This window comes from Streptomyces sp. NPDC059256 (genome assembly GCF_042753785.1).
In the GTDB taxonomy this organism is placed as follows: Bacteria; Actinomycetota; Actinomycetes; order Streptomycetales; family Streptomycetaceae; genus Streptomyces.
Genome location: NZ_JBHYZO010000002.1, coordinates 156717 through 183376 on the forward strand (window position 1 = coordinate 156717; position 26660 = coordinate 183376).

A 26660-nucleotide genomic window follows, 5' to 3' on the forward strand; every position below is an offset into this window, starting at 1 on the left:
GCCCCTCTATAGCGGTAGAGCCCCCCGGTAGAGGGGTCTGACCTGCGAAGTAGTGCCCCCTAGAGGGGTCACAGACCCCCACCCCGAACCCCACCCACAGCACCAAAAGGGCGACCCCTCACTCACGCCAATGAAAGCGGGGCCGCCCTCGATCCAGCACGCTAACGACGAACTGGAGACATCCAGCATGACCCATGACCGCACCACCGCACTACCGGTCGCCCTGACCCTCGCAGACGCAGGTGTGCCCGTGCTGCCACTCCGGGCCAAGCGTCCCCCCGCCAACTGCACCGCCTGCCGAGACATGGCCTGTGGCGGACGACCAAGCATGCGCGTCCCCGGCCCATGCGGGTGCCCGCTCCCCTGCCACGCATGGGCAGCCGCAACCACCAACCCGCAGGTACTCACCTCCCCGCAGTGGGCAGCCGACTGGCACCACGCAGACGGCATCGCCTACCACCCCGCAGGCGCAGGACTCACCGTCGTCGACCTCGACAACCCCACCGCCGTCGCATGGGCACGCGAGACCCTGCCCGCCACCCGGACCGTGCCCACCACCCGCGGCGAACACTGGATCTACCGCGGCACCATGCAGTCCGCGAACGCTGTCCTGCCCGGTGTCGACATCAAGAGCCGCATGGCCTATGCCCGTTGGCTCGGCCCCGGTACCGGCACCATGGCCACGCTGCCGGATGCCGTGCTCGCCCTGGTGGTGAAGAACGAAGAGACCACCCGCGCGCGCTCCTCGACACGAGCGGTCTGGGACGCGACCGCAGCAAGCGGATGCCGACACACCGAGCGATACATCCGCACCGGTCTGGACCGTGGACTTGCCATGGTGCGGGCCCGGACCGATTCAGGCGCAAGCTCGCAGGCGTTCGGGGTGGCTCGGTTCCTCGCAGGGCAGCACGTGCGGTGCGCGGGACCGTGCGGGCTGGACGCCATCGGGTGGCAGATCATCGACGCCGCTGTCTCGGTCGGTGTCCCCGAGTCATACGCGCAACGCGCCGTGAACCGTGGCCTCAACCACGCGGTGAGGGCGGCATGACCCAGCAGCCGACCAGCAAGGGCGCGGGGGTGGTCTCTTCACCACCCACCACCCGCCCCAGCATCGCCAAACCGGCCTCCACCACGGACGGCAGTAGGGCGCTGAAAGTCGTCGCCCGAAGGGCGTCCGCATCATCTGTTCGCCCTGACCCGCACCCGACCCCGGACGGGCGGCAGCCGATCGCCTGGCTCACCATCCGTGCCCCCGGTCGCGGCACCACCCCCACCGCCACCAGCTGGTGCGCCTGCGGACGCAACCGCAGCGCCATCGGACACGGACGCGTACTCGCCCTGATCACCGACCACACCGAGCACCAGACGAACTGCCCGCTCCGCAGCACCGACGAAAGGGCCGCCGCATGACCCCGAAGAACACCAGCGCGCCCATCGACGGTGCAGCGCTGCTGAGCGAGGTGGAAGCCTTCCACCGCCGCTTCAACGCCTTCCCCACAGAGGCCGCCTACGTGGCCGTGGTCCTGTGGAACGCCCACACCCACCTGCTGGACTGCTTCGAGTCGACCCCCCGTCTGGCGTTCCTCTCCCCAGAGCCGGGGTCGGGCAAGACTCGGGGGCTGGAGATCTGCGGCACGCTCATTCCCGCTCCCATGCACGCCGTGAACGCCTCCCCCGCAGCACTGTTCCGAGCGGTTTCCGGCATGGACGCACGACCGAGCATCCTCTTCGACGAGATCGACACCGTCTTCGGCCCGAAAGCCAAGGACAACGAGGAGCTCCGGGGCCTACTGAACGCAGGACACCGACGGTCCGGTGTCTCGTACCGGTGCGTCGGGGACGGGGGCAATCAGACCGTCCAGGCGTTCCCCTCCTACGCGGCCGTCGCCATGGCAGGACTGGGCTGGCTGCCCGACACGATCCTGACCCGCTCCGTCGTCATCCGCATGCGGCGCCGCGCTCCGAATGAGCACGTCGAAGCCTTCCGGGCCCGAATCCACGAGAAAGAAGGCAACGCGCTGCGGGACCAGCTCGCCACCTGGGCCGAGCAGGTACGCACCCGCGTCGATGGGGCATGGCCTGAGATGCCCGAAGGGGTCACCGACCGACCCGCCGACGTGTGGGAGCCCCTGCTAGCGGTCGCCGACGCTGCCGGGGGCCACTGGCCCCAGCGCGCACGGGAAGCCTGCGTCGAGCTGGTGACCGCAGCCTCAGCGGGGGACAAAGCCAGTCTCGGTATCCGACTCCTCACCGACCTGCGCGACACGGTGTTCAACGGCTCGGACCGGATGCCCACCGCGCAAATCCTCGCTGGCCTCACCGCCATGGATGAAGCCCCGTGGGCGGACATGAGCGGCAAGCCGATCGACGCCCGTCAACTCTCCCAGCGGCTCGGGGAGTACGTCACCGCCGACAACCAGCCCATCAAGGCCCGCAACATCCGAACCGCTGGCGGAGTCGTCAAGGGCTACTACGCCAGCGACTTGCACGACGCGTGGAAGCGGTACTGCCCCACCCCCAACCAGGCTGTAGCCGCTACACCCGCCACAACCACCGACTAAACCGGCCCTGACCAGCGACAAGCGTGTAGCGGGTGTTACCCACCACACCCGCTACACCCCCGCTACAGGCACCACCCAGCCGCTACACGCACCAACCCCCGTAGCGGACCCATCCGCTACACCCCACCCCACCGCTACACCAAAGCCCTGCCCTGACCTGCGACGTAGCAGCCGTGGCGGATGTAGCGGACCTGCGAGGAGGGGGCGGAAGGCCCCGAAGGAGTAGGACATGCGCCCTGCCCTGCCCACCACCCACCAGGCAGTCATGGTCCCCGAGGTCATGCACGCCCTGCGACTGAGCCGCAGCAAGGTCTACGACCTCATCCGCTCCGGCGCCCTGCCCAGTTACACCGAGGGTCGCACCCGCCGGATTCCCCTGGACGCCCTGAACACGTACATGCGCAACAAGCTTGAGGAGGCTGCCTGATGGCCAAGAGGCGTGCCAACGGAGAAGGCACCATTACGAAGCGCTCGGACGGCCGCTACCAGGCCGCCGCTTACGTCTATCGGCCCGATGGGACTCGGGTCCGGAAATTCGTCTACGGCCGGACCCGGGAAGATGTGGGCGCGAAGCTGATTGAGATGCAGAACAAGACCCGACAGGGCATCCCTGCCGCCACATCGGCCATGGCTTTCGGGGACTACCTGACCTACTGGCTCGCTGCGATCGCCCCGACTCGGCTCAAGCCCGCGACGCTCAACAGCTACGAAGGTCTGTCCCGCCTCTACATCCGGCCGGCGCTCGGAAAGAAACGGCTCAACCGGCTCTCCCCCACCGATGTCCGACTCTTCCTGGCTGACTTCAAGAGCGGGTGTCTGTGCTGCCTGCGGGGTGTCGACGTGGCCCGACCGAAGGAGGAACGCAGTTGCTGCGCCGTGAGCAAGTGCTGCAAGCGCAGCCCCTCGGCCCGGACCGTGCAATACGTCCATGCCGTGCTCCGGTCCGCTCTTCAGCAGGCAGTCCGTGAGGAGTTGATCGCCCGCAACGTCGCCAAGATCGTGGAGACCCCCACCGTGCAGCGTGAAGAAGTCCGCCCCCTGGACGTGGGAGAAGCCCGGCTGCTCCTGAAGACCGCTCGATCTCACCGCCTCTATGCCTTGTGGCTGCTGCTGATCTCCACTGGCCTCCGACGCGGAGAGGTTCTCGGCCTCACCTGGGCGGATATCGACTTCGCGGCGGGCCAGATGCGAGTCCGCCGGAATCTTCAGCGAATCCGCCGGGAACTGATCTTCGGCACCCCGAAGACGACCAGGTCCATCCGTACCGTCTCGCTCCCAAGGCGGTGCGTGGACGCACTCACCATCCACCGGGCCGCCCAAGAGCAGGAGCGGAGGGTAGCCGGTGAGAGGTGGCAGCCTCTCGATCATCAGCCGACCGGACTCATCTTCACCACGTCCACCGGCCGGGCAACCGACCCCCGGAGCCTGAACAGGATGCTCACCATCCTCTGCACCCATGCCAAGGTGCGGCGGGTCCGGGTGCACGATCTGCGTCACACCTGCGCATCGCTGCTGCTCGCTCAGGGCGTAGATGCCCGCACCATCATGGAGACCCTTGGGCACAGCACGATCACGATGACGCTCGACACCTACGCGCACGTCATGCAGACGACGCTCAGGGCCGCTGCCGATCGGATGGATGACGCGCTGGGGATTGACGATCCGGATGGGAGGGAGAACGACGCTCCGGGAGAATCTTCGGCCGCCTGATGGACCCGACCAGCGGGGTTGATGTCACCCGTTGATGTCAAAGGCCCCCTGGAAGTTTCCCAGGGGGCCTTTGACCTGTGTGCACTCGGCAGGATTCGAACCTGCAACCTTCTGATCCGTAGTCAGATGCTCTATCCGTTAAGCTACGAGTGCTTGGCTTTCCGGTTCTTTTCGGCCGGTCGGCGTTGCGGGAACAACATTACATGACCTGCGCCGTCAGGTGAAATCCATTGAGCAAACACACTCTGACCTGCGGAAACGTATCGATCGAGTGAGCTGGTGGAAGGCCGCGAGGAGCGGGCGGGCCAGGCTGGGTGATCTTCGTAAACAGCAGAGAAGCCCCGTCCATGCGGACGGGGCTTCAGTGATCAAGCTGGCGGAGGCGGAGGGATTTGAACCCTCGATGGGCTTTAAGACCCAAACCGCATTAGCAGTGCGGCGCCATAGACCGGACTAGGCGACGCCTCCAGCACACTCACAGCGCGCGAGTGGTGTGCAGATGATGACACAGACGAGCGCGGTGTCACCAATCGCGGACCACGGTACTAGCCAGGTCGGCCACAGGGCAAAGCGCTGGCCGTGCCGGTGGACGCGCGCACGGTTGGCTGCGGTCGGGTTGCGCAACGCGTGGGCGCGCTGAGCGTTAGAAGCGTTGGGGACGCCGGGGCACCCGCCCCGGCCGGGAACCGTGCGCGGAGGTCGCGGGCGGTTCCCGCGCGGTGACCCTCGCCGAGGTCGGCGGCCGGGCGTCAGCCCGTCGCCCGTGCGGCGCAGGTCGTCGCGGGCGCCGCCCCTCGACCGAGATCCAGGAGCGTCCATGCTGCGTCGCATCATCCTCACCGCAACCACGTCGGCCGCCGCACTCATCGCCGCCGTGCCCGTCGCGGGAGCCACCACGCTGCCCTTCCCGCTGCCGCTGCTCTCCTCCCCGCTGCTGTCGTCGGAGGCCGATCGGCTCACCGTGATCGTCTCCGAGACGGGGTACACGCGTGCGGACGGACGGTACGAGTTGGAGTGCAGCTCATCGGGCGGCGCCGGCGGCACCCACCCCGCGGCCGAGCGGGCCTGCAACCGACTCGACGAGATCGCGCGGGAGGGGAGCAACCCCTTCGCTCCGGTGCCCCAAGGGCAGATGTGCACCCAGCAGTCGGGTGGACCCGCCACCGCCCGGGTGACCGGAACCTGGCAGGGACGGCCCGTGGACGCCGTGTTCAGCCGGACGGACGGATGTGAAATCTCCCGCTGGCGAACCATGGAGCCGGTACTGCCCAGCACCAGGTGACAGTGCCTAGGTCACGGCATGTACACGAAACCCGGAGCAGCCCTCCCCCCGATCCACCGCCCCACTCTCATCTGCTGCCTTTAGACTCCCTCCTGTGACAGGCGGAGACCCAAGCAGCACGAGGGGAACCGAATGTCCCTTACACACGCTGTAGGTCAGGGAGGAACCGTCGTCGTGAGCAGCAGGCCATCCCGAGGCGCTGCTCGCCTCGCGGCAATACTCGACGCACTTCCCGACGGCTTGGTGCTCGTCAACTGCAACGGCACGGTCGTCAACGCGAACACGATCGCCCTGGAGCTCTTCGAGACTCCGGGCACCGCGCTCGTCGGGCGCGGGCTGCTCGATCTGCTGCCCACGTTCGACTCGCGGTTGATTCCCGGCTCGATGCGCCGCCCCGAGGCGGCGGACGAGCGGGGGCGGACCAAGCCGACGCGCATGGTTGCCCGCCGCACCGACGGCGGGGAGTTCCCCGTCGAGGTGACGAGCGCCAGTCTTGAGGACGGGCGCAAGGCGTACGACATGCACAGCGCCAGCTACACCGGCGACGAACTGCTGATGCTCGTGGTGCGTGATCTCTCGGGGACCGTGGACACGGAAGCCGAACTGGCCCGTTCCCAGCGGCAGACCGAGATGATCCTGCGGGCCGCGGCCGAGGGCGTGGTCGGTACGGACACCGACGGTCGGGTGGTGCTCGTCAATCCGGCGGCTGCCCAGATCCTCGGTTTCCGCGCCAGCGACCTCGGCGGCCAGGAGCTGCATCCGCTGATCCTGCACTCGCGCGAGGACGGCAAGCCGTTCCCGTACGCCGAGTCGCCGTTGGCGGACACCCTCAAGTCGGGGCGCAAGCACCGGGTGCGGGGGCAGGTGCTGTGGGCGAAGGACGGTTCACAGGTGCCGGTGGACCTCACCACCGCACCGGTGCGCGACGGGGACCAGTTGGTCGGCGCGGTCATGACCTTCACCGACCGGCGACCGTACGAGGAGCTGGAGAAGGCCCACGCGGCCGAGTTGGAGAGCACCACCGAGGAGCTGGAGAAAAAGCTCGCGGAGACCACCGAGCGGCTGACCGAGGAGCTCGCCGAGACCACCGAGCAGTTCACCGTCGAGTTGGCGGACAAGGCGGAGCGCTACACCTCGGAGATCGAGCGGCAGGACGAGCGCTATCTGGAGCTGGCCGCCAGCCATGAGCAACTGACCGCGGTGCTCGGCGGCTCGCTTCGCGGGCCTCTGGAGGAGCTCCGCTCCGAGCTGGGCACGCTGGCCGCCGACCCGGCGGGGCAGCTGTGGCCCGAGGCCAACCAGATCCTGCACCATCTGGCCGCCGGGTACGCCCGGATGACGACGCTCATCGACAACGTCCTCGGCTTCCAGCGGCTGGACGCGGGTGTGGAGCGGCTCTACAAGGGCCCGGCCCAGCTCGACGGGGTGGTCGCCGCCGGTGTCGAGGGTGCGGTGGAGCTGATCGGCCCCGGGCGGGTGCAGTTCGCGGTGCACGCTCCGCCGATGGAGGTCGAGGTGGACGCCGTTCGGCTGGCGACCGCTCTGGCCCATCTGATCGCGGATGTCGCCGGGGTGGACTCCACCGGCAAGGCCCGGCTGCTGCCCGACGGCGGCTATGTGGACTCCACGGTCGTCGTCGCGGCGGCGCAGCGCGGCGAGGTCGTACGGATCGAGGTGCGGGGCCCGTTCTCCGGTGGCGATCCGGTGCACCAGCCGATCGTGCGGGGAATCGTGCAGGCGCACAGCGGTGTGCTCCAGACGCATGAGGTGCCGGGCATGACCGGTAGCGCGTACGTTCTGGAAGTGCCGCTGGGCGAGGGGACGGGGAACGTTCCGCCGGCCGCCGAACCGGTCACCGCCGCTCCTGACGACGGCGCGACGGGGAGCGAAGTCGCCCTGCCGGAACAGCAGCTGTCTCCGGAGACAGCCGGGGGCGGGCGCCGACGGGCGCGCAGGGGCTCGACGGACGCGTTCCTGGAGAGCCCGCTGGCGGCCCAGGGCGCCGATGAGTCGCCCGACGCACCGCCGACGGGTCGACGCAGGGCCCATCTGGACCAGCCTCAACTGCCGGCTGCGGCCGGGCGGAGCATGATCCCCGCGCAGGACTCCGGGGACGGCAATGAGACGAACGGCGGGGACGGGACCGGACGGCGGCGTGGGCGCCCCAGTTCCGCCGAGGGTCCCGTGGCGGTGACCGCGGGCAGCGGTAGGCCGACCGAGGGTTCCGTGGTCACGGCAGCCGAGGGTGCCGCGCCGACCGGGCGCGCCGCGTTCGGCCAGACCGTGCCACCACAGGGCGTGCCCGTTGACGCCCAGGGGCTCCAGCGCAGGCCACAGGGCGTACGGCACGAGCTGCCCACGGGCGCACCGGTGCCGGCGCGTCAGTTGTCCGGTGGCGCCGAGGCCGCGCCGGGCGGACGCCGAGCGCGGCGGGCACTCGGCCCCGCACCCGCGCAGGCGCCGGAAGGTGGACGTACGGCGTTCGCCCTGCCGCCGGCCGATGCCGATCGCGCGCCCGTCGGGCCCGGCCAGGCGGACGTCTCACCGGCCGGTCAACACGATCTGTTCCGTACGGATCCCAGTGCCGGCCACACCCCGCCGCAGCAGCATCCGACGCCGACGGGCCGTCGCCGGGCCGCCGAGCTGGCGCAGCCGCAGGGCTGGCATGAGCCCGGTGCGATGGGCACGGCCTTCACTCCCGTACCCGCCGAGGAGGCGGTCGGGCAGCACACGGCGGCTGCGGACGAGTCCGCGCCGAGCCAGAGCCCGATGCCCGAGCCGGGCACCGGGCCCCTCTCCCTGCCGATTCCCGTCTTCGGGGAGTCGGGCGCGCCTGACAACGCCACCCCGGGCGCACCCGCCACCGGGCAGCCGCCGAGCGTGTCGGCGCAGCCGGGCGGGGCCCAGTCGTCCGGCTCACAGCATGTGGCGCCGCACTCCGCGGGACCGCAGTCCATCGCACAGCCGCTGCCCGCCGAGGAGCCGTTGCCCGCTGACTCCTCTCAGGGGCGGGCATTCAGCGTGCGCACGCTCGGGCAGGGCGTTTCCTTCACCCAGCCCCCCGAGGCGGACCAGCAGCCGGGCGAGCCCAGGCCCCACCCCGACAAGCAGGGCGGCCAGGGGCTCGGGTCGGGTCGGCGCCGCAAGTTGGGTACGCCCCCGGACGGTGAACGCTCGGAGCCGGCCGCCCGGCCGCATCCCGCGTCGCAGCCGCCCGCGCCCGTTCAGCAGGGCGCCCGGCGGCCCGTCGAGCGGTCCGAGGGACGGGCCTACGCAATAGGCGCACCGGTCGAAGGGGCTGAGGGGCCCGAGCCGCTGGATGGTCCCGGTGGCGCTGTCGAGGTGGCGAACCGCCCGCAGCCGCACCCCGTGGACGATGAGTTGCCGCCCGAGCCGCTGGACAACCCGCGCCGGCTGTTGGTGTGGCCCGCCCCCGACGTCTCGACCCAGCAGGCGTTGAGCGAGCGGGGCTACCGCCCGGTCGTGGTGCATTCCCGAGAAGAGGTGGACGCACAGATCGCGGCCTTCCCCGCAGCGCTCTTCGTGGACCCGCTGACCGGTCCCATCACCCGGACCGCTCTCCAGTCACTGCGGCAGGCGGCCGTCGCCGCCGAGGTGCCCGTGCTGGTGACGGCTGGGCTGGGGCAGGCGACCCGGGAGGCCGCCTACGGCGCCGATCCGGCCATCCTGCTCAAGGCCCTGGCACCGCGGGACAGTGAGCAGCACCCGCCGCGGGTGCTGTTGATCGAGGAGCACGAGGAGATCGCCCTCGCGCTGACCGGGACGCTGGAGCGGCGGGGCATGCAGGTGGCCCGGGCGGGGGCGGACACGGACGCCGTCACGTTGGCGGCCCAGATGCGGCCGAATCTGGTGGTCATGGATCTGATGCAGGTCCGGCGCCGCCGGGCGGGCATCATCGACTGGCTTCGGGCGAACGGCCAGCTGAACCGCACCCCCCTGGTCGTCTACACCTCGGCGGGCCTCAACCGGGCCGATCTGCCGCGTCTCTCCTCGGGCGAGACGGTGCTCTTCCTCGCGGAGCGGTCCACGAGCAGCGAGGTGCAGGCGCGCATCGTGGATCTGCTGGCGAAGATCGGCACGAACTGACCGAACGAACTGACCGACGGGATCGGCTGTGGTGCTCGACCGGGTGCCTCAGAAGGTTCCGAGCGGAACGGCGACCGAGTGCCGCGCGGCACTCGGCGTACGGCCCCTACGAAGGTGCCCGCGAGGGCCGGTCGGGCCCTCGCGGGCGTACGGCTACGCCTCGGAGACGTCCAGTGCGCCGTCCGCGTAGTGACGGCGGATCACCTTCTTGTCGAACTTGCCCACGCTCGTCTTGGGGACCGCGGCGATCACCGCCCACCGCTCGGGCAGCTGCCACTTGGGGACGCTCTCGGCGAGGAACTCCTTCAGCTCCGCGTATCCCGCGGTCGCCCCCTCCTTGAGGACGACCGTCGCGAGCGGGCGCTCGCCCCACTTCTCGTCCGGTACCGCGACGACGGCCGCCTCGGCGACCTCGGGGTGGGCCATCAGGGCGTTCTCCAACTCGACGCTGGAGATCCACTCACCACCGGACTTGATCACGTCCTTGGCCCGATCGGTGAGGGTCAGATACCCGCCGGGGGCGATGACGCCCACGTCACCCGTCTTCAGCCACCCGTCCTCGCTGAACTTGTCCTCGGGCTTGAAGTCCTCGCCGCCCGCGCCCCCGTAGTACGCGCCGGCGATCCAGGGTCCGCGGACCTCCAGCTCACCGGCGGATGTGCCGTCCCACGGCAGGAGGTCGCCGGCGGGGCCGATCAGTCGGGCTTCCACGCCGACCGGGAAGCGGCCCTGGCTGATGCGGTAGGGCCACTCCTCCTCGGGGGTCAGCCCGGCCGGAGGGTGTGACATGGTGCCGAGCGGGGAGGTCTCCGTCATGCCCCAGGCGTGGCAGAGCCGAACGCCCAGCCGGTCGTACGCCTCCATCAGCGCGGGCGGACAGGCCGACCCTCCGATGGTGACCTGCTTCATGGAGCTGATGTCACGGGGCTTCGCCGTGATCTCCGCCAGCAGGCCCTGCCAGATGGTGGGTACGGCCGCGGCGTGCGTGGGGCGTTCCTTCTCGATCATCTCGGCGAGGGGAGCGGGCTGGAGGAAGCGGTCGGGCATCAGTATGTTGATGCCGGTCATGAAGGTGGCGTGCGGCAGTCCCCAGGCGTTCACATGGAACTGCGGCACCACGACCAAGGTGGTGTCGCGGTCGGTGAGTCCCATCGCCTCGGTCATGTTGACCTGCATCGAGTGCAGATAGATGGACCGGTGGGAGTAGACGACGCCCTTGGGGTCGCCCGTGGTGCCGGAGGTGTAGCAGAGGGCGGCGGCGGTGCGCTCGTCCAGTTCGGGCCAGTCGAAAGTGGTGGGCCGGCCGGCTATGAGTTCTTCGTACTCGTGGACCTGGGCAGCGGCCTCGGCGAGCGGGGACCGGTCACCCGGGCCCGCGACGACGATGTGTTCAAGAGTCGGCAAGTGCGGCAGGAGGGGGGCGAGGAGGGGAATGAGCGACCCGTTGACGATGACGACGCGGTCGGCCGCGTGGTTGACGATCCAGACGAGCTGCTCGGGGGGCAACCGAAGGTTGAGGGTGTGGAGCACTGCGCCCATCGAGGGAATCGCCAAGTACGCCTCGACGTGCTCGGAGTTGTTCCACATCAGGGTCGCCACACGCTGATCGGCGTCGACGCCCAGTTGGTCACGGAGCGCATGGGCCAACTGCGTGGCTCGTCCACCTACCTCGGCAAAGGTGCGGCGCTGCGGTTCGGACTCCCCCGTCCACGTCGTGACCTGCGACTTCCCATGGATGGTCATTCCATGGCGCAGGATTTTGGTGACAGTCAACGGTATGTCCTGCATGGTGCTCAGCACGGCGTCCTCCTGGTGGGCGCTGGCGCTACGTGGCAGTAACGGTGTGCAGATTCTGCGCACATACCAAGTGGTATGTCACTACTGCCAGAGGAGTATCGACATGCCCCTCGACGAGCGCCACGGGACCTTCACCGTGCGGCCTGGGCAGGGTCTCGCGCGACCGGGAGGATACGGCGAAGAGCCCTACCGCGACCCCACGGTCCCTACCGACGGTCCCTACCGCGACCCCACGGTGGTGTTTTCGAAGGGCCGGCGCCAAGAACCCGCGCACCGCCGCAGAACGGACGTGCGGGGTGGCAGGACAGGGCACCGCAGCGGTGCCGGATGGGCCTTGGCGGGCACGGCCGGGCAGGATGTCGACGCCCGCACGCGCTCACCCATGGGAGTGAGACGCATCGAGCCGGTCGAGGTGCCCTGACACTGGTCAGCGCACCGGCGCCAACTCCGCGTCCTCGCGCAGTTTGCCGAGCGCCCTGGAGACCGCGCTCTTGACCGTGCCGACCGAGACCCCGAGCACCTCGGCGGTCTGGGCCTCGCTGAGGTCCTCGTAGTACCGAAGGACGACCATGGCCCGTTGTCTGTCCGGCAGCTTCATCACGGCTCGCCACATCGCGTCGCGCAGGGCCTGCTGCTCCGCGGGGTCGGGCGCGGGCACGGTGTCGGGTTCGGGCAGTTCATCGCAGGCGAACTCGTCCACTTTGCGCTTGCGCCACTGCGAGGTGCGGGTGTTGAGGAGGGCCCGGCGGACATAGCCGTCGAGCGCACGATGGTCCTCGATCCGCTCCCAGGCGACATAGGTCTTGGTGAGCGCGGTTTGGAGCAGGTCCTCCGCATCGCTCGGATTGGCGGTCAGCGAACGTGCCGTGCGCAGCAGTACGGGCCCCCGCGCCCGTACGTACGACGAGAACGACGAGTAGCGAGCATGCGTTGCATACCGTGCGTCGGCCCCGTACGACGGAGGCACCGGCACGGCAGCCTTCGAAGCGCTTGTGCAGACTGGCGTGGTCATGGCTCCACGCTAGGAGCGGGCGCACCCGCGGGGATCGGCCACAGGTCCTGAAGACATGTCCCTCTCAGGTTGTAGTGGGATGGTCGTGGTCACCTCCTGTAGGTGGAGGAGACCCTCAGAGGCGATGACCTGGTTCTCAGGGCCGCCGCAGCGGTGTTCCGGCTCCGCGGACGGGTGCGCCAATGCCCCGTCACCTCGGAAGAGAAGGTTCCGCCCTGGCGTGGCGAGATCGAGGGCGACCCTTCGACAGCCAGCCGTCCGAAGGGCTTGAGTGCCCGGGACGGGGGAGGGGGCGGGCGGATGACCACCCCGCTCTCACCGGCTGACCTCGTCTTCCTCCGCTGCCGATGCGCTTGGGCCGGCCGGTCGACAGGGGCCAGCGGTGTGGGGCTTCGCGGACGGGCGCGCCGCGGGGCGCATCAGGACGGTGATCCGAGGGCGGCTCTCGTACGGTCCGCGCCCGGCCGCGATCCTCGGTAGCCGTGCCCGGCGCCGACCGGGGGGACCTCGGTGGAGACGTACAGCCGAAGGTGTACGGGGTGAGCGGCCGTCGGATCACCGTCTGGACGGGCCCGGAGGAGTTCCCGCCGCTCGGATCGGCACCGCATCACCGCACCTCCCAGAGCGATCTCCCCCCTTCCCTTCGTCGAACATTCGTACGAAAATAGAGCCATGGCCACCATCGATCGGCAGACCGCCGCCCTGGCCCTCGCCCATGCCCTCTTCGCCGCCGAGCGCGGACTTCCGGTCATCCCGCTCTCGTCCAACAAGCTGCCCGCCCTGCGCTCACCGCACCGGGACGACATCGAGCCGACGCACTGCCGCGGGGAGTGCGGCCTGCCCGGACACGGAATCCATGACGCCACCGTCGACCCGGCCGGAATCCGGGCCCTGTTCGCCGCCGCACCCTGGGCCACGGGCTACGGCATCGCCTGCGGCAGACCCCCACACCATCTGATCGGCGTGGACCTCGATGTGAAGCCGCTGAAGCGCCGCCCCGACGCGACGCCAGGTGCGGGAACCCACCCACCGGGCGCCCCGGAGTCGACCGGGCCACCGGAACGGGCGAGGGAACATCCGCCGACCCGCGGCCCACTGAGCACATGGGCACCCGTCTCCGCCTCGTCGAGCAGTGCGCCGAGCCGTTCCAGGAACTCCACCCGCTCGCTGGCGGCCCTGGCCGCCATGGAGGTGCTGGGCACGATGGAGACACAGGAATCCACCACCGATTCCCTTGCCGCACTCCATCACCTGGCGCTGCGCCACCTCTTCACCATCCCGGAGACGATCACGGTCCTCACTCCGAGCGGTGGCCGCCATCTCTGGTTGACCGGTCCGTCCGACGTCGTGGTGCCGAACTCGGCCAGCAGGATCGCCCCAGGTATCGACGTCCGAGGGGCCGGGGGCTATCTGGTCGGCCCCGGTTCGGTCACCGCCCAGGGCACCTATCGGCTCGCCCCCGGTACGGCCGGGCTCTCCCCCGCCCCCTGCCCCACCGCACTCCTCCAGTTGATCGCACCCCCCGTACGCCCCTTGCCCACCGCACCCGCAGGACCACATCGACAACACGGGCGCGGACTCGTCCAGTTCGTACTCGTCGCACCCGAAGGCCAGCGCAACGCACGGCTGTTCTGGGCCGCCTGTCGCGCGTACGAGAACGGCATCGGCAATGCCCTGGCGCCGGCGCTCACCCATGCGGCCGTCCGCACCGGTCTGACCGAACGCGAGGCGCGCGCCACCATCGCGTCCGCCGCCCGACTCACATCGAGCCCCCGCCACTGACCGCCGCCCGTACACGGAATCGGCCCCGTGCACGGGCCCCGGGCACCCGAGGCCGTGGCTCACACGTCCGCGAGCGTCCCGGGCCGCACCGCCCATGGACCGAAGCGGGCTCGGGCACGGTCGGCCGACGCCTCGATGCGTCGGGCCCGGTCGTCCACAGGGTCGAAGGTGAGTTGGGTGATCGCGCACTCGGCCGGCTGAAGCTCCTCGGCCCGCAGGGAGATCCCCCGGACCCTGGCCCGTTGCAGTCCCAGCGTCTCGTAGAGGTCGTACGCGACCCGGACCAGCGCGACGCCGTGCTGGGTGGGCTCGGACAACGTGCGCGTACGGGTGGTGGTGGAGCCGTCGGCGTACCGCACGCTCAGCGTGATCCGCCCCGTGATCTGTCCCTCGGACCGCAACCGGACGCCCAACTGCTCGGTGAGCGCGAGAACGGCCCGGCGGTGCTGATCCGGATCGAGTTCATCACGGACGAAAGCGTGATCGGCGCTGACCGAACGGGCCGGGGCCTGCGGGATCACGGGACGTTCGTCCACACCGTGGGCCCGTTCATGGAGCCTTCTGCCCTGCGTACGCCCGAGGAGCCGCTGCAAAGTGCCCACGGGTGTGTCGGCAACCGCCCCGATGGTGTGCAGCCCGTGCCGTACGAGGAGACCCGCCATGGCCGGACCCACCCCGTGCAGCGCCCCCACCGGACGCGGACGAAGGAACCCGGCAATGGCTTCCGGTTCGGGTCGGAGCCAGGTGAGCTCACCAGGTGCGGTGGCATCCGCAGCCATGGCAGCCAGCATCCGGTTGCCGGCCAGGCCCAGGGTGGTGTCAACATCATGGAGCGCTCTGATCCGCATCTGGACCATCTGGGCGAGCTGATAGGGCCCGCGGTGGAAGTACCGCAACGCACCGGAGATGTCGCAGTCGACGGCGGTGGGAGGAATCGCCTGGACCCGGGGAGTGACCCCGTGGAGCTGCTCGATGAGCCGTAGGTAACGCTCGGAGTCGTCCCAGCCGTCGACACGGTGGAAACGGTCCCCCAAGTGGTAGTGGATGCGCAGCACGTATCGACCGCCCCGCGGAACGGGTCCGGTGTACGGCGCGCTGCCCCAGGCACTCATCCCGCGCTCCCCGGACTGGTGTATCCGAGCGAGGACAGATCGGGCGTCTTGAGATCACCAGCGGGCTGAAGGTCCGCCCAGGGATGGAGGCTCGCTCCGGTCTCCTGCTCGATCGTGCGCCGGGGACGGCGACCGCGGGAATCCCGTGCTCCGGACGTTCCTGCCACGGGGGCGACGGCAGGGCCGAGCAACCGGTAAACCGCCTCCGGACCCTGGTCACGGCGGGCCACGGCAAGGGCCTCCAGGTCCCAGGCCATCGTCCCGACGACCGTGCTGCGTCCACCCCGGCGTTGGACCGTGCCGCGGACCAGCAGCAGTCCGGAGTGGAAGACCGTATGGGCGCAGTCGTCATGGCTGTCCTCGAAGAAGGCGAGGTCGACCATGCCCGAACCGTCGTCGAGCGTGACGAAGATGATCCGCTTGCCGGACGCGATGGGCGGGGTCTGGGTGGCGGCCCGCACACCGGCGACGAGGACGTTCTCACCGGCCTTCAGCTCCGAGAGGTGCCGGGCGTCGGTGGCACCGAGCTCCCTCAGCAACTGATGGTGATGGTCCATCAGATGCCTGCTGACATCGATGCCGAGGACCCGTAGTTCGGCGCCCAACTCCTCCCGGCTCGTCATCTCCGGCAGGCCAGCGCCCCGGGCCTGCGGTTCATCCGTACGGAGCGGTAGTTGACCGTCGTCGAGGGGGCGACCACGGTACTGGCGGTGGAGTTCGGCGATCTGGAGCAGCAGATCGCGGCGGGTCATCTCCCCACGAACCGAATGGAACGCACCGATGTCGGCGAGCCGTTCGGCGGTCGGCCGGCTGGGGCGTGCCCGCTGCCAGAAGTCGGACAGCGAACCGTAGGGACGAGCGGCAGCGATCCGGGTGATCTCATCGCCGCTGATGCCCCGCACCTCGGACAGGGACAGCCGTACGCCCCAGGTGCCGTCGGGTGCCCTTTCGACGGTGTGGTCCGCACCGGAGTGGTTGATGTCGACGGGGAGCACGGCGATGCCGTGGCGTCGGGCATCGGCGACGATGACGCGCTTGGGCCACATCCCGGGGTCGTGTTCGAGCAGCCCCGCGTAGAGGGCGGCGGGGTAGTGCGCCTTCAGCCAGGCCGATTGCAGGGCGGGCACGGCGAAGGCGACCGCGTGGGCCCGGGCGAAGCCGTAGGCACCGAAGCCCTCGATGGTCTTCCACACGGCGGTGAGCACATCGGACGAGTAGCCGCGGGCGGACGCCTCCCGATGGAACCAGTCGCGGACCCGGGGCAACCGGCCCGGAGTGCCCAGGGCCCGCCGGGCCAGATCGCCGAACGCCCGGTCGCAGCCGGTGAACCGGTGGAAGATCTCGATGATCTGCTCGTGCCAGATCAGCACTCCGTAGGTGTCGGAGAGGATCGGTTCGAGATCCTCGTGCGGACTGGGTACGGGCCGGCCGTGGCGGGCCGCGACGTACTGCTCCGGCATCCCACCGGCCACCGGGCCCGGCCGGAAGAGGCTGATGTCGGCGATCACGTCCTGCGGGTCGCGGGGTTGCAGCCGGCTGAGGAGGTCCATCTGCCCCGGCGATTCCAACTGGAACATGCCGAGGGTGTCCGACGCCTGGATCAGCTTGAAGGCGAAGTGGTCGTCCAGCGGCACCTGGCGGGGGTCGTCCAGATCGATATGGCGACCCGTGACCCGCTCGATCTCCGCGGTGGCGTGGGCCATCGCGGACTGCATCCGCACCCCGAGGATGTCCAGCTTGATCATCCCGAGGTCCTCGACGTCCTCCTTGTCGGCCTGGACCATCGGATAGCCGCCCGTGGGGGTGGGCTGGACGGGGAGACGGTCGAGCAGCGAGGAGTCGGTGAGGATCACTCCGCAGGGGTGCATGGCGATCCCGCGGGGCAGCGCGTCCAGACCTTCGGCGAGTTCGAACAGCAGTCGGTACGGGGCGGCTTCGGCTGCCAGTTGGCGTAGCTCGGGCAGCTCGGCGAGGGCGGTCGTGATGTCGGACGCCCGAATATGAGGAAACGATTTTGCAATGCGGTCGACTTCGGCCGGGGCGATACCGAGGGCAAGCCCCGTGTCACGCAGCGCATGGCGGGCCCGATAGGTCTCGGGCATTCCGGTGATCGCCACCCGCTCCCGCCCGAACCGTTCGATGACCCGGTCGTACACATCGAGCCGACGAGCGGACTCCACATCGAGATCGATGTCGGGTAGATCCGCTCGGCGACGCGACATAAAGCGCTCGAACAGCAGTCGATGGTCGAGGGGGTTGGCCGTGGCGATGTGGAGCACGTGATTGACCATGCTGCCGGCACCGGAGCCCCGAGCGGCGACCCGCACTCCCATCTCCCGCACATCGGAGACCACTTGAGCGACGGTCAGAAAGTAAGTATCGAACTCCAGTTCGGAAATAATGGCCAGTTCTTCTTCGAGACGGGTGCGAGCGGCCGAATCACCGTCGAGCCCCCGTCGAACCAGCCCGGCCTCGCAGCGCTCCCGCAACACCCGCGCGGCATCGACGGCATCCTTCGCCCCGACGGTCCCGGGCTCGGGAAAGTGCCGCTGCTTCAGACCGAGGTCGGCGGTGGTGTCCAACCGGCACGCCCCTGCGGTGTCCTCGGTGACGGCGAGCAGTCGGGAGGCATCGCCCTCCTCACCCGCGGCCCGGGCGATCCGCTCGGCAACGTCCCTCATGGCATCGGGACCCTTGAGCCAGCGCTCCCCGGAATCCAACCGACGGCGGTCGATGGGGCGCAGCAACCGGGCCGAGTCCAGCACGTCGGCGAGGCGGTGCTGGGAGGGATCGGCGTAACGGACGGCATTGGCCAGGACGACCGGCACCCCGACCCGACCACCGAACCCCAGCGTCCGGGCGGCAAGCCGCAGTGAACCCGCCCCGGTCCCTGCACCTGCCCCTACCGCGGCTCCGGCTCCGGCTCCGGCATGACCATGCCAGACGGCTTCCAGCCGCAGCGAAGGACCGAAGACCTCGCGCCAGGGAACGAGCAGCCGTTCGGCAAGATCGGAACGCCCATCGGCCAGCGCCCGCAGCGGCTCGGACACGGGCCCCAGCAGGGCGAACAGCCCCGTACCGCCCCCCGCGTACCGCCGGAGCGCCTCCCAGGACACGACGGGGTTACCGCCGACGGGATGGGCATGGGCCGCGGAGGTGAGCCGACACAGCGCCGCCCACCCGACCCGATCCTGTGCGAGCAGGGTGACGCGCAGGGGAGGCTCGGGGACATGGGCTCCACCGCGTACGGGGGTACGACGACGGGGTGAACGGTCGTGGCGCACCGGAACCAGCGGCTCCACAGCGAGATCGACCCCGAAGATGGGACGCACACCGTGCTCCAGCGCCGCCTTGGCAAATCGAACCGCCCCGGTGACCGCATCCCGATCGGTCAGCGCCAGCGCCGCCATCCCCCGCTCAGCAGCGCGTACCACCAGGTCACGGGGGTGCGAGGCGCCATAGCGGGTCGAGTAGCCGGACGCGACATGCAGATGGGTAAAACCCTCCATGCCGCACCTCCCAACCTGACCCCCTTTGCCAGTCTCGTACGAATCACCCCGAAAAGTCTCATCGAACTTCTGTTCGAGCAGAGTAGCGCGTGCTGTCTAGGGATGCGAACGGGAAGCCTGCGACATCCCAGCAGCTGAGGCGGGTACCGACCGCGACACGAGCACCGACCACCCGGCACGGTCGGCCCACCACTGCGGGCCCGCCCGACGGCACGAGCGCCCGGGTACGAGAACGGCGTCAGCGGGTCGGACACAGCATCGCGAACGCTGTCTCGGCTCTAGGCCAAGAGCTTGAGCAGTGATCAGTCACGGACGAATCAGCTCACCGCGAGGAACCCAACGGACGGGTGGGTGGCTGGCCCACAGATGGCCCATACGCACTGGCCAAAGAGAGGGTTGGGCGGGTCAGGATGAAACCAGCCAAACATAGAAGGGGTGCCCCTCACTGAGGAGCACCCCTTCTGACCTGCACATACTTTGACCTGGCGGTGGGTGTGGGATTTGAACCCACGGTGACATTGCTGCCACGACGGTTTTCAAGACCGTTCCCTTAGGCCGCTCGGGCAACCCACCAACGCCCCTGCCGGCTGGCGTGGAGCGGCCTACAGAGTACCGGCCCCGGGGTGAGGCACGCAGCAGCCTTTCGTTTGGCGGTTGGTGGGAGGGTCAGGGGTCAGCTGTCGCCTTCGCGCCGGCCGAGGGTGAGCGTGACCTTGTTCTCCTTGCCGGCCCTGTCGTACGTCACCGTCACCTTGTCGCCCGGCTTGTGGTTCCAGATCTCGCTGATCAACGTCGGGCCGCTGTCGATCGGCTTGTCGTTGAAGCTCGTGATCACATCGCCCGACTTGAGGCCCGCCTTCGCGGCCGGGCCGCCCGCGACCACCGCTGCCGTGCCGCCGGCGCCCTGGGAGGCGATCTTGGCGCCGGAGCCCTTGCCCGCCATGTCCACCGTCGCTCCGATGACCGGGTAGACCGGCTCGCCGGACTTGATCAGCTGTTCCGCCACGTTCTTCGCCTGGTTGATCGGGATCGCGAAGCCCAGGCCGATCGAGCCGGCCTGGGTCTGGCCGAAGCCGCCCCCCGTGGACTGGATCGCGGAGTTGATGCCGATCACCGCGCCGCGGGAGTCGAGCAGCGGGCCGCCCGAGTTCCCCGGGTTGATGGAGGCGTCCGTCTGGAGCGCGCTCATGTAGGAGTTCTTGCCGCTGGAGCCGTCCCCCGAGGCGACCGGGCGGTTCTTGGCGCTGATGATGCCCGTGGTGACCGTGTTCGACAGGCCGAACGGGGCGCCGATGGCGATCGTCGAGTCCCCGACCGCCACCTTCTCGGAGTCGCCGAGGGCCAGCGGTGCCAGTCCTGCGGGGGCGTTCTTCAGCTTGAGGACGGCCACGTCGTATCCCTGGGCCCGGCCGACCACCTCGGCGTCGTACTCCTTGCCGTTGGAGAACGTCACCGAGAGCGTGCCGCTGTCCGCGGCGGAGGCCACCACATGGTTGTTGGTGAGGATATGACCCTCTTGGTCATAGACGAAGCCGGTGCCGGTACCGCCCTCTTCCTGGCCGCCTTCGATGTCGCCCCCGCCCCCGCTGGCCTTCGCCTCGATCGTGACCACGCTCGGCAGCGCCTTCGAGGCGACGGAAGCCACCGTGCCCGGGTCGCGCTTGAGGTCCTTCGGAGTGTCCGCCGCGGAGACGGTCGTGGAGTTGATGCCGTCGTCGTTGCGCTCGGCCGCCCAGTAGCCGATGCCACCGCCGACTCCGCCCGCGACCAGCGCCGCGACCAGCACAGCCGCGACCAGTCCGCCCGGCCTCTTGCGCCGGGGTTCGCCACTCGACGGGACCGGGGTTCCCCAGCCGGAACCGTCATGGCCTCCGGAACCGCCCGCGGGGGCCGCGCCGTAGGCACCGTACGAGGGCAGGGTGGGCGGGGCTGGCGGCCAGCCAGCTCCCTGAGGAGGTTGGCCACCGTGACCTGGGGTCGGCCCGCCGTGTTGTGTGGCGGTCGTGTGGTCCGGCTGCGCCGCGAAGGCGCCGGCGCCCGGCTGATGGCCCGGGGCGCCTTGGCCGGCAGCGCTCGCCGGGGCGGCGGCAGGTGGCGGGACGGGCGGGCCGTCAGCGACGGGCGCCGCAGGTGCTCCCTGGGGTCCCCCGGCCGCGGGGGGTTCCGGTGCCGCAGCCGACGCGGGAGATCCACCGGGAGCCACTGCCGGCACAGGAGGTACGGACGGGGCGGCCGGCTGCGCAGTGCCCTCGTTGCCCTCGTTCTCAGTGCTCACAGCTCTCTTCTCCTCAGGTTTTGCAGATCGACGAGATGCTCGGGATGTACGAGATCCCTCGGCCCCGGTCGCCCACGGTTGCTCACTTCAGCAGGGTGTCCGCTTCGTCAGCCGGCCCAGTCTGTCCAGGTCAGCATTTCCCACGGCTCGTCAGGCCACTGTAAGCAGGACCTGTGCGTATTCCAGCAATCCTTTACTTCCGACAAAGCGGGCGCACCTGCGGGGCGGCCGAGCGAGCTCGCCACCGGCTGTCGACAAGTGCCGGAGACGGGCCCCTGCACACGCCTTCCCGTTCTCGATGACACCATGACCCAGGTGACTCAAGCACGGCAGCACCACATTCAGGTCGTCGCTCACCGAGGAGCGTCCGAAGACGCCCCGGAGCACACACTTGCCGCCTACATGAAGGCCATCGACGACGGCGCCGACGCACTCGAATGCGATGTCCGCCTCACTGCCGACGGCCATCTGGTCTGCGTTCACGACCGCCGCGTCAACCGCACCTCCAACGGTCGTGGCGCCGTCTCCGCCCTGGAACTCGCCGACCTCGCCACCCTCGACTTCGGTACCTGGAAGGGCCGCGAGGACTCCGTGGAGAGTCCCGACTGGGGCGATCCGTCCCTCACGTCGGTACTCACGCTGGAACGGCTGCTCGAACTGGTCGCCGACTCGGGGCGGAGGGTCGAGTTGGCGATCGAGACCAAGCACCCGACCCGTTGGGCGGGCCAGGTGGAGGAGAAGCTGCTCCAGTTGCTCAGCAGGTTCGGCCTCGCCGGGCCGACGGCACCCGCGGATTCGCCCGTACGCATCATGAGCTTCTCCGCCCGTTCGCTGCATCGGATCGCGGCGGCGGCACCGACGATCCCCACGGTGTATCTGATGCAGTTCGTCAGCCCCCGGCTGCGGGACGGGCGACTTCCGGCCGGGGCGCGGATCGCGGGTCCGAGCATCCGGATCCTGCGCGGCAATCCCGGCTATGTCGAGCGGCTACACCAAGCGGGCCACCGTGCCCATGTGTGGACCGTGAACGAGCCCGAGGACGTGGAGCTCTGCACCCGACTCGGTGTCGAAGCGATCATCACCAACCGGCCGCGGCAGGTGCTGAGCCAGCTGGGCCGGACCGACTGACACCTGTCACCAGAGACAGCAGCTGCCACTTGCATCACAGGGTGTGCACCGGCGCGTTCGGACCGTGCTCACCAGCCAAGAGTGCGCCACAGGCCCGCCTCCGACCGGTTTCCGGTCCAGTCCAATGGGGCATCCACACGGTGGCGTGGGGCAAAGGAGGTCTCGGGGGTGGCGTTGGTGGTGGCACAAGAAGTGCCCACGTCGTCGAGCATGGCCGTACCCCATGGCCCTGCAGGCGTGGGTGAAGCAAGGCACCGGATGCGGGAGCAGTTGCGCCGCGGCGGGGTGTCCGAATCGGTCGTCGACGATGCGATTCTCATTCTTTCCGAGTTGCTCAGCAACGCCTGCCGGCATGGCAGGCCACTGGGACATGCGGAGGTGGGCGACGGAAGCATTCGCGCGGCGTGGCGCTTCGACAGAACCGGTGGGCTGACCGTCGAGGTGACGGACGGAGGCGGTCCGACCCGTCCCGTTCCCGCCACGCCCTCGGTCACCGCCAGGGGTGGTCGCGGGCTCAACATCATCAGTGCCCTGGCCCAGGAGTGGGGCGTGCGCGACAGCTCCACGGGTGAAGTCACCGTATGGGTGGTCGTCACTAAGGGTCACCGCCATGATGATTTTGCTACGCGCGTCACTGGGCCCGGATTCAACTTCTCGGAGGTCTATGACGATCTCAGCTGATGAGCGAGGTGCGCCAGACCTATGACATAGATACTTGGCATATGCGGCAACGCGGTACAGGAGTGCTCCCCGCGTTCCCGCCGTCGGCCAAACACGAGCAAGACAGATCAGGGCGGTCAGCCGACGACCGCTGTGCGAGCGTCATCCTTGGCCCAGGATGACGGAGAGCGACGAAAACCAGCTCGACCCGATCTCTCAGGGGCAGGGCGATGGGCGAATCACCAGGTGTTCGCTCCCCGCCCCGTGGCTTTGGCCGCCAAAATTCCCCAAGGACATTTCCCTTATTCTCCCTTTACTTTTCTGTGGGGCATTCCCGTAGTTCCGTCAGTTCGGCGAGTTTCTGCGAGTTCCGTTGCGGCCCCTAGGCTCCTCGGCCCCTCCTGGTGCTCTGCGCGCACTCGCGCATTCGACGCCCGAGCCGGTGGCACTCCCGTTGCCCGACCGGTCTCCCGGACCGCCCGGTGGTCATAGGCACTCGCCCGGTGGTCGTACGGTGCCCCGGTGCTCGTACGGCACTCGGACCCGACCAGACCCCTCGACGGCGTGTGTGCGGGCGGCCGGTTGCCGGCACCAGAGCGGCGGACGACTAGGCTCGCGCAAACACAGCACCTCCGCCGCTATCGGGAGAAGCCGCACCATGGCCAAGAAGCGCCCCCAGACCAAGGCATCGAAGCCTCAGCCCCACTCGGGCCGCGGTGGCAACGAGCCCGTGCCCGTGGTCGGAGCACGTGAGCCCTGCCCCTGCGGATCGGGGCGCCGCTACAAGGCGTGCCACGGTCGCGCCGCAGCCCATGCCGTCACCGAGTTGGTCCAGCGCCCCTTCGACGGCCTCCCCGGCGAATGCGACTGGGTCGCCCTGCGCGAACTGGTGCCCGCCGCGACGGTCGAGCTCACGCTCAAGGGCGGACTGCCCGACGGTGTGCCCTCCGTGACCCTGGCGACCGTACTGCCCATGGCCTGGCCTGCGCTGCGTCGCGATGACGGTTCGGTGCTGCTGGGACTCCAGAACGACACGGCGAGCGGCGATCTCAGCCGCGATCTTGCCGACACCCTCAACCGGGCGTTGGCGATCGAGCCCGGCAACCCCGTTGCCCCCGCGGCCAGGGCCGTCGACCAAGGGGACGCTCCGCGGCTTCAGGACCTCCTCGACCCGGACGCGCCCTTCGAGCCGAAGGTGCACTCCGGCTTCGAGTTCTGGGTGCCCCAGTCGTCGGAGGAGTCCGCCCCCGAGGTGGCAGCGTCCCTGGAGCGGGCCAACGCCGCCGCCATCCCCACCATCAAGCTCTCCGGTGTGGATGCGGCGTACTGGTGCGAGACACCGGAGAAGAACCACCTTCGCTGGGTCATGCCGCACCCGGAGGAGAAGCTGCTCGACTCGCTCGCCCGGCTGTACGCGGCCGGCGAGGCGTCGCTCGGCGAGGACACCCGGCTCGTCGGTTCGTTCCGCGCCCACGGGCTGGTGGTCCCGGTCTGGGACCTGCCGACCACGATGAGCGCCGAGGAGTGCGAGAAGCCCGCGGCCGAGTTCGCGGACCGGCTGGCGAAGGCGCTCACCGAGGACGCGCCCCTGTCGCCCGCCGAGCGTCGGGCCCGCAGCGGTCTCACCAACCGTCAGGTCACCTTGAGCTGAGGTTCCTGACACCACGGCTCTGAGCCGACCCGGCAGCGTCCGCAGGCACTCGCGCCCGGCGGGCACGCACCCGGTCGGCGGCCGTCCTTGCCATATCGGCGGGGAGGGAGCCATGGCGCGAAACCGCGTTCAGAACGGACGCTTTGGGAGCTTGGTTCTGCCTCGTCAAGAGGCAGAACCAGCGTAGTGACTCCAGTCACAACTCCCGCTATGGCGTACTGAATCATTGTCCGAATACCCGAGATCGAATTTGCGAACAGCAGATCTCTTGTTACCGTTCTATAAGCCCGGTCGCTGGTGCATCCCCCGTCGCCAGCGACCGGGCGTCTGTCTTTCCACGGAGGGATCACCTCCAGTGACAGTGCGTCAGCAAACGCCAACGGCCCTGCGGCGCAACGGAGTTGCCGCCCCTCTCCCCGGGGAGTCCGGCGAAGTCGAGATCATGAACCGTTCGCACTTCGCAACGGACCAAAAGTGCATGGCCCTACCGTTGGCCCTACCACCGGAATGTTTCCGCGGTTACTCGATCCGCGCCCGTCGCCCGCGTCGAACCGATGGATGATCCGTACGGTATGCCGCCCGGGTGATGTTCCAGGCTGTTGCTGGGCGTGATGTTCCACGCCGGTACGGAACTCAATTCCGGCCCATGGCATTGCAGTGACAGCACGGCTCCGGAGGCCACCGCCCCCACTCCGCAGGGCCCAGCGGTGCCTGTCCTGAAGAGAACCCCACTGCCGCATCACATCGGGCGGACGGCTGCGAAGTCGATTCCTTCCGGCCGTTCTCCGAGTGCCGGCTGTCGACTCCGTCGCGCCGGTGGGCCCGGGACGGGTCGATCGCCCAGCGACGGAAGGTGTCCGCCCGGGGGCGCCGTATGCCTGCCGGCCCCAGGCGGAGCGCCGGATCGATGTCGCATCCCGCACAACGCACTGGCGGCCGTACAACTGCGGCACCCGATCGTTCCCACTGCGTCGCACCACCAGAGTCAATGTCAACGACAGCGGTGCGAGGGTCACGCAAGGCAAACGGGTCAGTACGAGAGACGGCTTCCGCCGTCGGGCGCGCTGGTGCTCGCTTCCACCAGGGCGTCCACCACAGCCTCCACCGGAGGCAACCAGGGAGTGGCCGAACCGGCCAGCGGTGCCCGTTCCCAACGGACCTGGCCGAGCCCGGTCTCCGAGGGAGGCAGGACCAGGTAGCCACCCTCGCCGTGGAACCGCAGCGAGCTGGGCACGCAGTCCTTGGCGTAGAGGAGCTCGCCGAGCTGCTCCAGGCTGTAGGGCGCCACCAGCAGCGACCATCGCGTGGGGGTGGCGACCACCGGTCCCAAGCGCCGGTCCATGCGATCGAGCACCGAGAGCGCGCGGGCCCCGGCCACTGCCGGCAGGCTCACCGCACAGGGTGCGTTCTTGCCGGTGGCAAGGATGAGGGGGGCGGTGGGACGGTTCGTCCACCACCAACGGACCATCCGCTCGTCCGTCGTCGCTGCGAGCAGTCCAGGCTCGAAGGGGTGTGCACCGGGCACCACGCAATCGGGGTCAGGGCAGCCGCAGCCGGAGCCACGGGCGTCACCGCCACCGCGAGTGCTGGCCGCCTTCGGTCCCACGCCGGGGAGTACGGGCCACTGCCACTCGGTGGCGCAGGTGAGCGCCGCTTCCAGCTGTGCCGGCTGTACAGGTCCCCTCTTGCGCCGAAACCGGAGCCTGCGTCGCCTTCCGAGGATCTCGCGCATGAGCGCTCGTTCCTTTCCGTTGAACGCCGAGGTAAACATCAGACCATGTGTGCAGCTTCACCGGGCGTACACATGTCTATTGGGTGTACGAAGAGAACTGGTCGGCGTATCACCGCCCGCTGCCGATGTGGCACGGGCCACCCCCGCTTCGCCTGCGACAGGATCGCCGCCGGGGGCCGAACGTGGGCTGTGCTCCGTTGAACGCGCGGCCAAGCATGGCGCGCGCCTGGCGCTTGCTGTCAGCGCCTGCCGTTCTGTCCCGTTATAACGGATCAGCCCCACCGCTGTGGGGATCTGCCGTGGACTCCTGGCGCGCCCTGCGTCGATAAAGACGCCTGAGCC

General features: G+C 69.4%; 17 protein-coding genes and 3 tRNA genes. 11 read left to right on the plus strand and 9 right to left on the minus strand.

The window, feature by feature from the left end:
* The first annotated feature begins 187 nt into the window (after positions 1-187).
* The 5 genes from ACFXJL_RS05330 (at position 188) to ACFXJL_RS05350 (ending at position 4271) form a co-directional block, all read left to right on the plus strand.
* On the plus strand, positions 188-1048 hold the full coding sequence (locus ACFXJL_RS05330) for a bifunctional DNA primase/polymerase (protein WP_384689414.1): 861 nt from the start codon (positions 188-190) through the stop codon (positions 1046-1048).
* Positions 1045-1410 (plus strand): hypothetical protein, encoded by a 366-nt coding sequence (locus ACFXJL_RS05335; RefSeq protein WP_384689417.1) that lies wholly within the window; start codon positions 1045-1047, stop codon positions 1408-1410. The genes ACFXJL_RS05330 and ACFXJL_RS05335 overlap by 4 nt, the downstream gene beginning before the upstream one ends.
* Positions 1407-2561, plus strand: coding sequence for a DUF3631 domain-containing protein (locus ACFXJL_RS05340; RefSeq protein WP_384689420.1), 1155 nt, complete (start codon positions 1407-1409; stop codon positions 2559-2561). The genes ACFXJL_RS05335 and ACFXJL_RS05340 overlap by 4 nt, the downstream gene beginning before the upstream one ends.
* Before the next feature lie 229 nt (positions 2562-2790).
* Positions 2791-2988, plus strand: a complete 198-nt coding sequence (locus ACFXJL_RS05345) for a helix-turn-helix domain-containing protein (protein ID WP_384689423.1) — start codon at positions 2791-2793, stop codon at positions 2986-2988.
* Positions 2988-4271 carry a tyrosine-type recombinase/integrase gene (locus ACFXJL_RS05350; RefSeq protein ID WP_384689425.1) on the plus strand — a complete coding sequence of 428 codons (1284 nt, stop codon included), beginning with the start codon at positions 2988-2990 and terminating at the stop codon, positions 4269-4271. The genes ACFXJL_RS05345 and ACFXJL_RS05350 overlap by 1 nt, the downstream gene beginning before the upstream one ends.
* Positions 4272-4351: 80 nt before the next feature.
* On the opposite strand, the gene ACFXJL_RS05355 is transcribed toward ACFXJL_RS05350, so the two are convergent.
* Positions 4352-4424: transfer RNA gene (locus ACFXJL_RS05355), tRNA-Arg, on the minus strand.
* A gap of 221 nt (positions 4425-4645) precedes the next feature.
* A tRNA-Ser gene (locus ACFXJL_RS05360) sits at positions 4646-4739 on the minus strand.
* A gap of 349 nt (positions 4740-5088) precedes the next feature.
* Between ACFXJL_RS05360 and ACFXJL_RS05365 the strand changes: the two genes are divergently transcribed.
* Both ACFXJL_RS05365 and ACFXJL_RS05370 read left to right on the plus strand, forming a co-directional pair.
* Entirely contained in the window at positions 5089-5553 is a 465-nt protein-coding gene (locus ACFXJL_RS05365) for an SSI family serine proteinase inhibitor (RefSeq protein ID WP_384634189.1), read from the plus strand.
* Between the two features lie 174 nt (positions 5554-5727).
* The gene (locus ACFXJL_RS05370; protein ID WP_384689428.1) at positions 5728-9660 is read left to right on the plus strand and encodes a PAS domain-containing protein; all 3933 of its coding nucleotides are present in this window, start codon (positions 5728-5730) and stop codon (positions 9658-9660) included.
* A 153-nt stretch (positions 9661-9813) separates the two neighbouring features.
* Here the strand turns inward: ACFXJL_RS05370 and ACFXJL_RS05375 are convergent, their stop codons facing one another.
* On the minus strand, positions 9814-11460 hold the full coding sequence (locus ACFXJL_RS05375) for a long-chain fatty acid--CoA ligase (protein WP_384689430.1): 1647 nt from the start codon (positions 11458-11460) through the stop codon (positions 9814-9816).
* A 424-nt stretch (positions 11461-11884) separates the two neighbouring features.
* Entirely contained in the window at positions 11885-12469 is a 585-nt protein-coding gene (locus ACFXJL_RS05380; protein WP_329021098.1) for a SigE family RNA polymerase sigma factor, read from the minus strand.
* 672 nt (positions 12470-13141) lie between these two features.
* Here ACFXJL_RS05380 and ACFXJL_RS05385 point away from each other — a divergent pair.
* Positions 13142-14251, plus strand: coding sequence for a bifunctional DNA primase/polymerase (locus ACFXJL_RS05385; protein ID WP_384689433.1), 1110 nt, complete (start codon positions 13142-13144; stop codon positions 14249-14251).
* A 59-nt stretch (positions 14252-14310) separates the two neighbouring features.
* On the opposite strand, the gene ACFXJL_RS05390 is transcribed toward ACFXJL_RS05385, so the two are convergent.
* The 4 genes from ACFXJL_RS05390 to ACFXJL_RS05405 all read right to left on the minus strand — a co-directional run bounded on the left by ACFXJL_RS05390 (position 14311) and on the right by ACFXJL_RS05405 (position 21147).
* Positions 14311-15363, minus strand: coding sequence for a hypothetical protein (locus ACFXJL_RS05390; protein WP_384689435.1), 1053 nt, complete (start codon positions 15361-15363; stop codon positions 14311-14313).
* A complete protein-coding gene (locus ACFXJL_RS05395; protein WP_384689438.1) occupies positions 15360-18872 on the minus strand; it encodes a DNA polymerase III subunit alpha in 3513 nt (1170 codons plus the stop codon). Before ACFXJL_RS05395 ends, ACFXJL_RS05390 begins: the two co-directional genes overlap by 4 nt.
* Before the next feature lie 483 nt (positions 18873-19355).
* Positions 19356-19445: transfer RNA gene (locus ACFXJL_RS05400), tRNA-Ser, on the minus strand.
* Between the two features lie 100 nt (positions 19446-19545).
* Entirely contained in the window at positions 19546-21147 is a 1602-nt protein-coding gene (locus ACFXJL_RS05405) for a S1C family serine protease (RefSeq protein WP_384689441.1), read from the minus strand.
* Between the two features lie 315 nt (positions 21148-21462).
* On the opposite strand from ACFXJL_RS05405, the gene ACFXJL_RS05410 reads away from it, so the two are divergent.
* From ACFXJL_RS05410 to ACFXJL_RS05420, 3 genes are all read left to right on the plus strand, one after another.
* Entirely contained in the window at positions 21463-22275 is an 813-nt protein-coding gene (locus ACFXJL_RS05410; RefSeq protein ID WP_358881397.1) for a glycerophosphodiester phosphodiesterase, read from the plus strand.
* 81 nt (positions 22276-22356) lie between these two features.
* On the plus strand, positions 22357-22956 hold the full coding sequence (locus ACFXJL_RS05415; RefSeq protein WP_358881398.1) for an ATP-binding protein: 600 nt from the start codon (positions 22357-22359) through the stop codon (positions 22954-22956).
* Positions 22957-23593: 637 nt separating this feature from the next.
* Positions 23594-24586, plus strand: coding sequence for a DUF5926 family protein (locus ACFXJL_RS05420; RefSeq protein WP_358881399.1), 993 nt, complete (start codon positions 23594-23596; stop codon positions 24584-24586).
* A gap of 1030 nt (positions 24587-25616) precedes the next feature.
* On the opposite strand, the gene ACFXJL_RS05425 is transcribed toward ACFXJL_RS05420, so the two are convergent.
* Positions 25617-26318, minus strand: coding sequence for a bifunctional DNA primase/polymerase (locus ACFXJL_RS05425; RefSeq protein WP_358881400.1), 702 nt, complete (start codon positions 26316-26318; stop codon positions 25617-25619).
* Positions 26319-26660 lie beyond the last annotated feature (342 nt).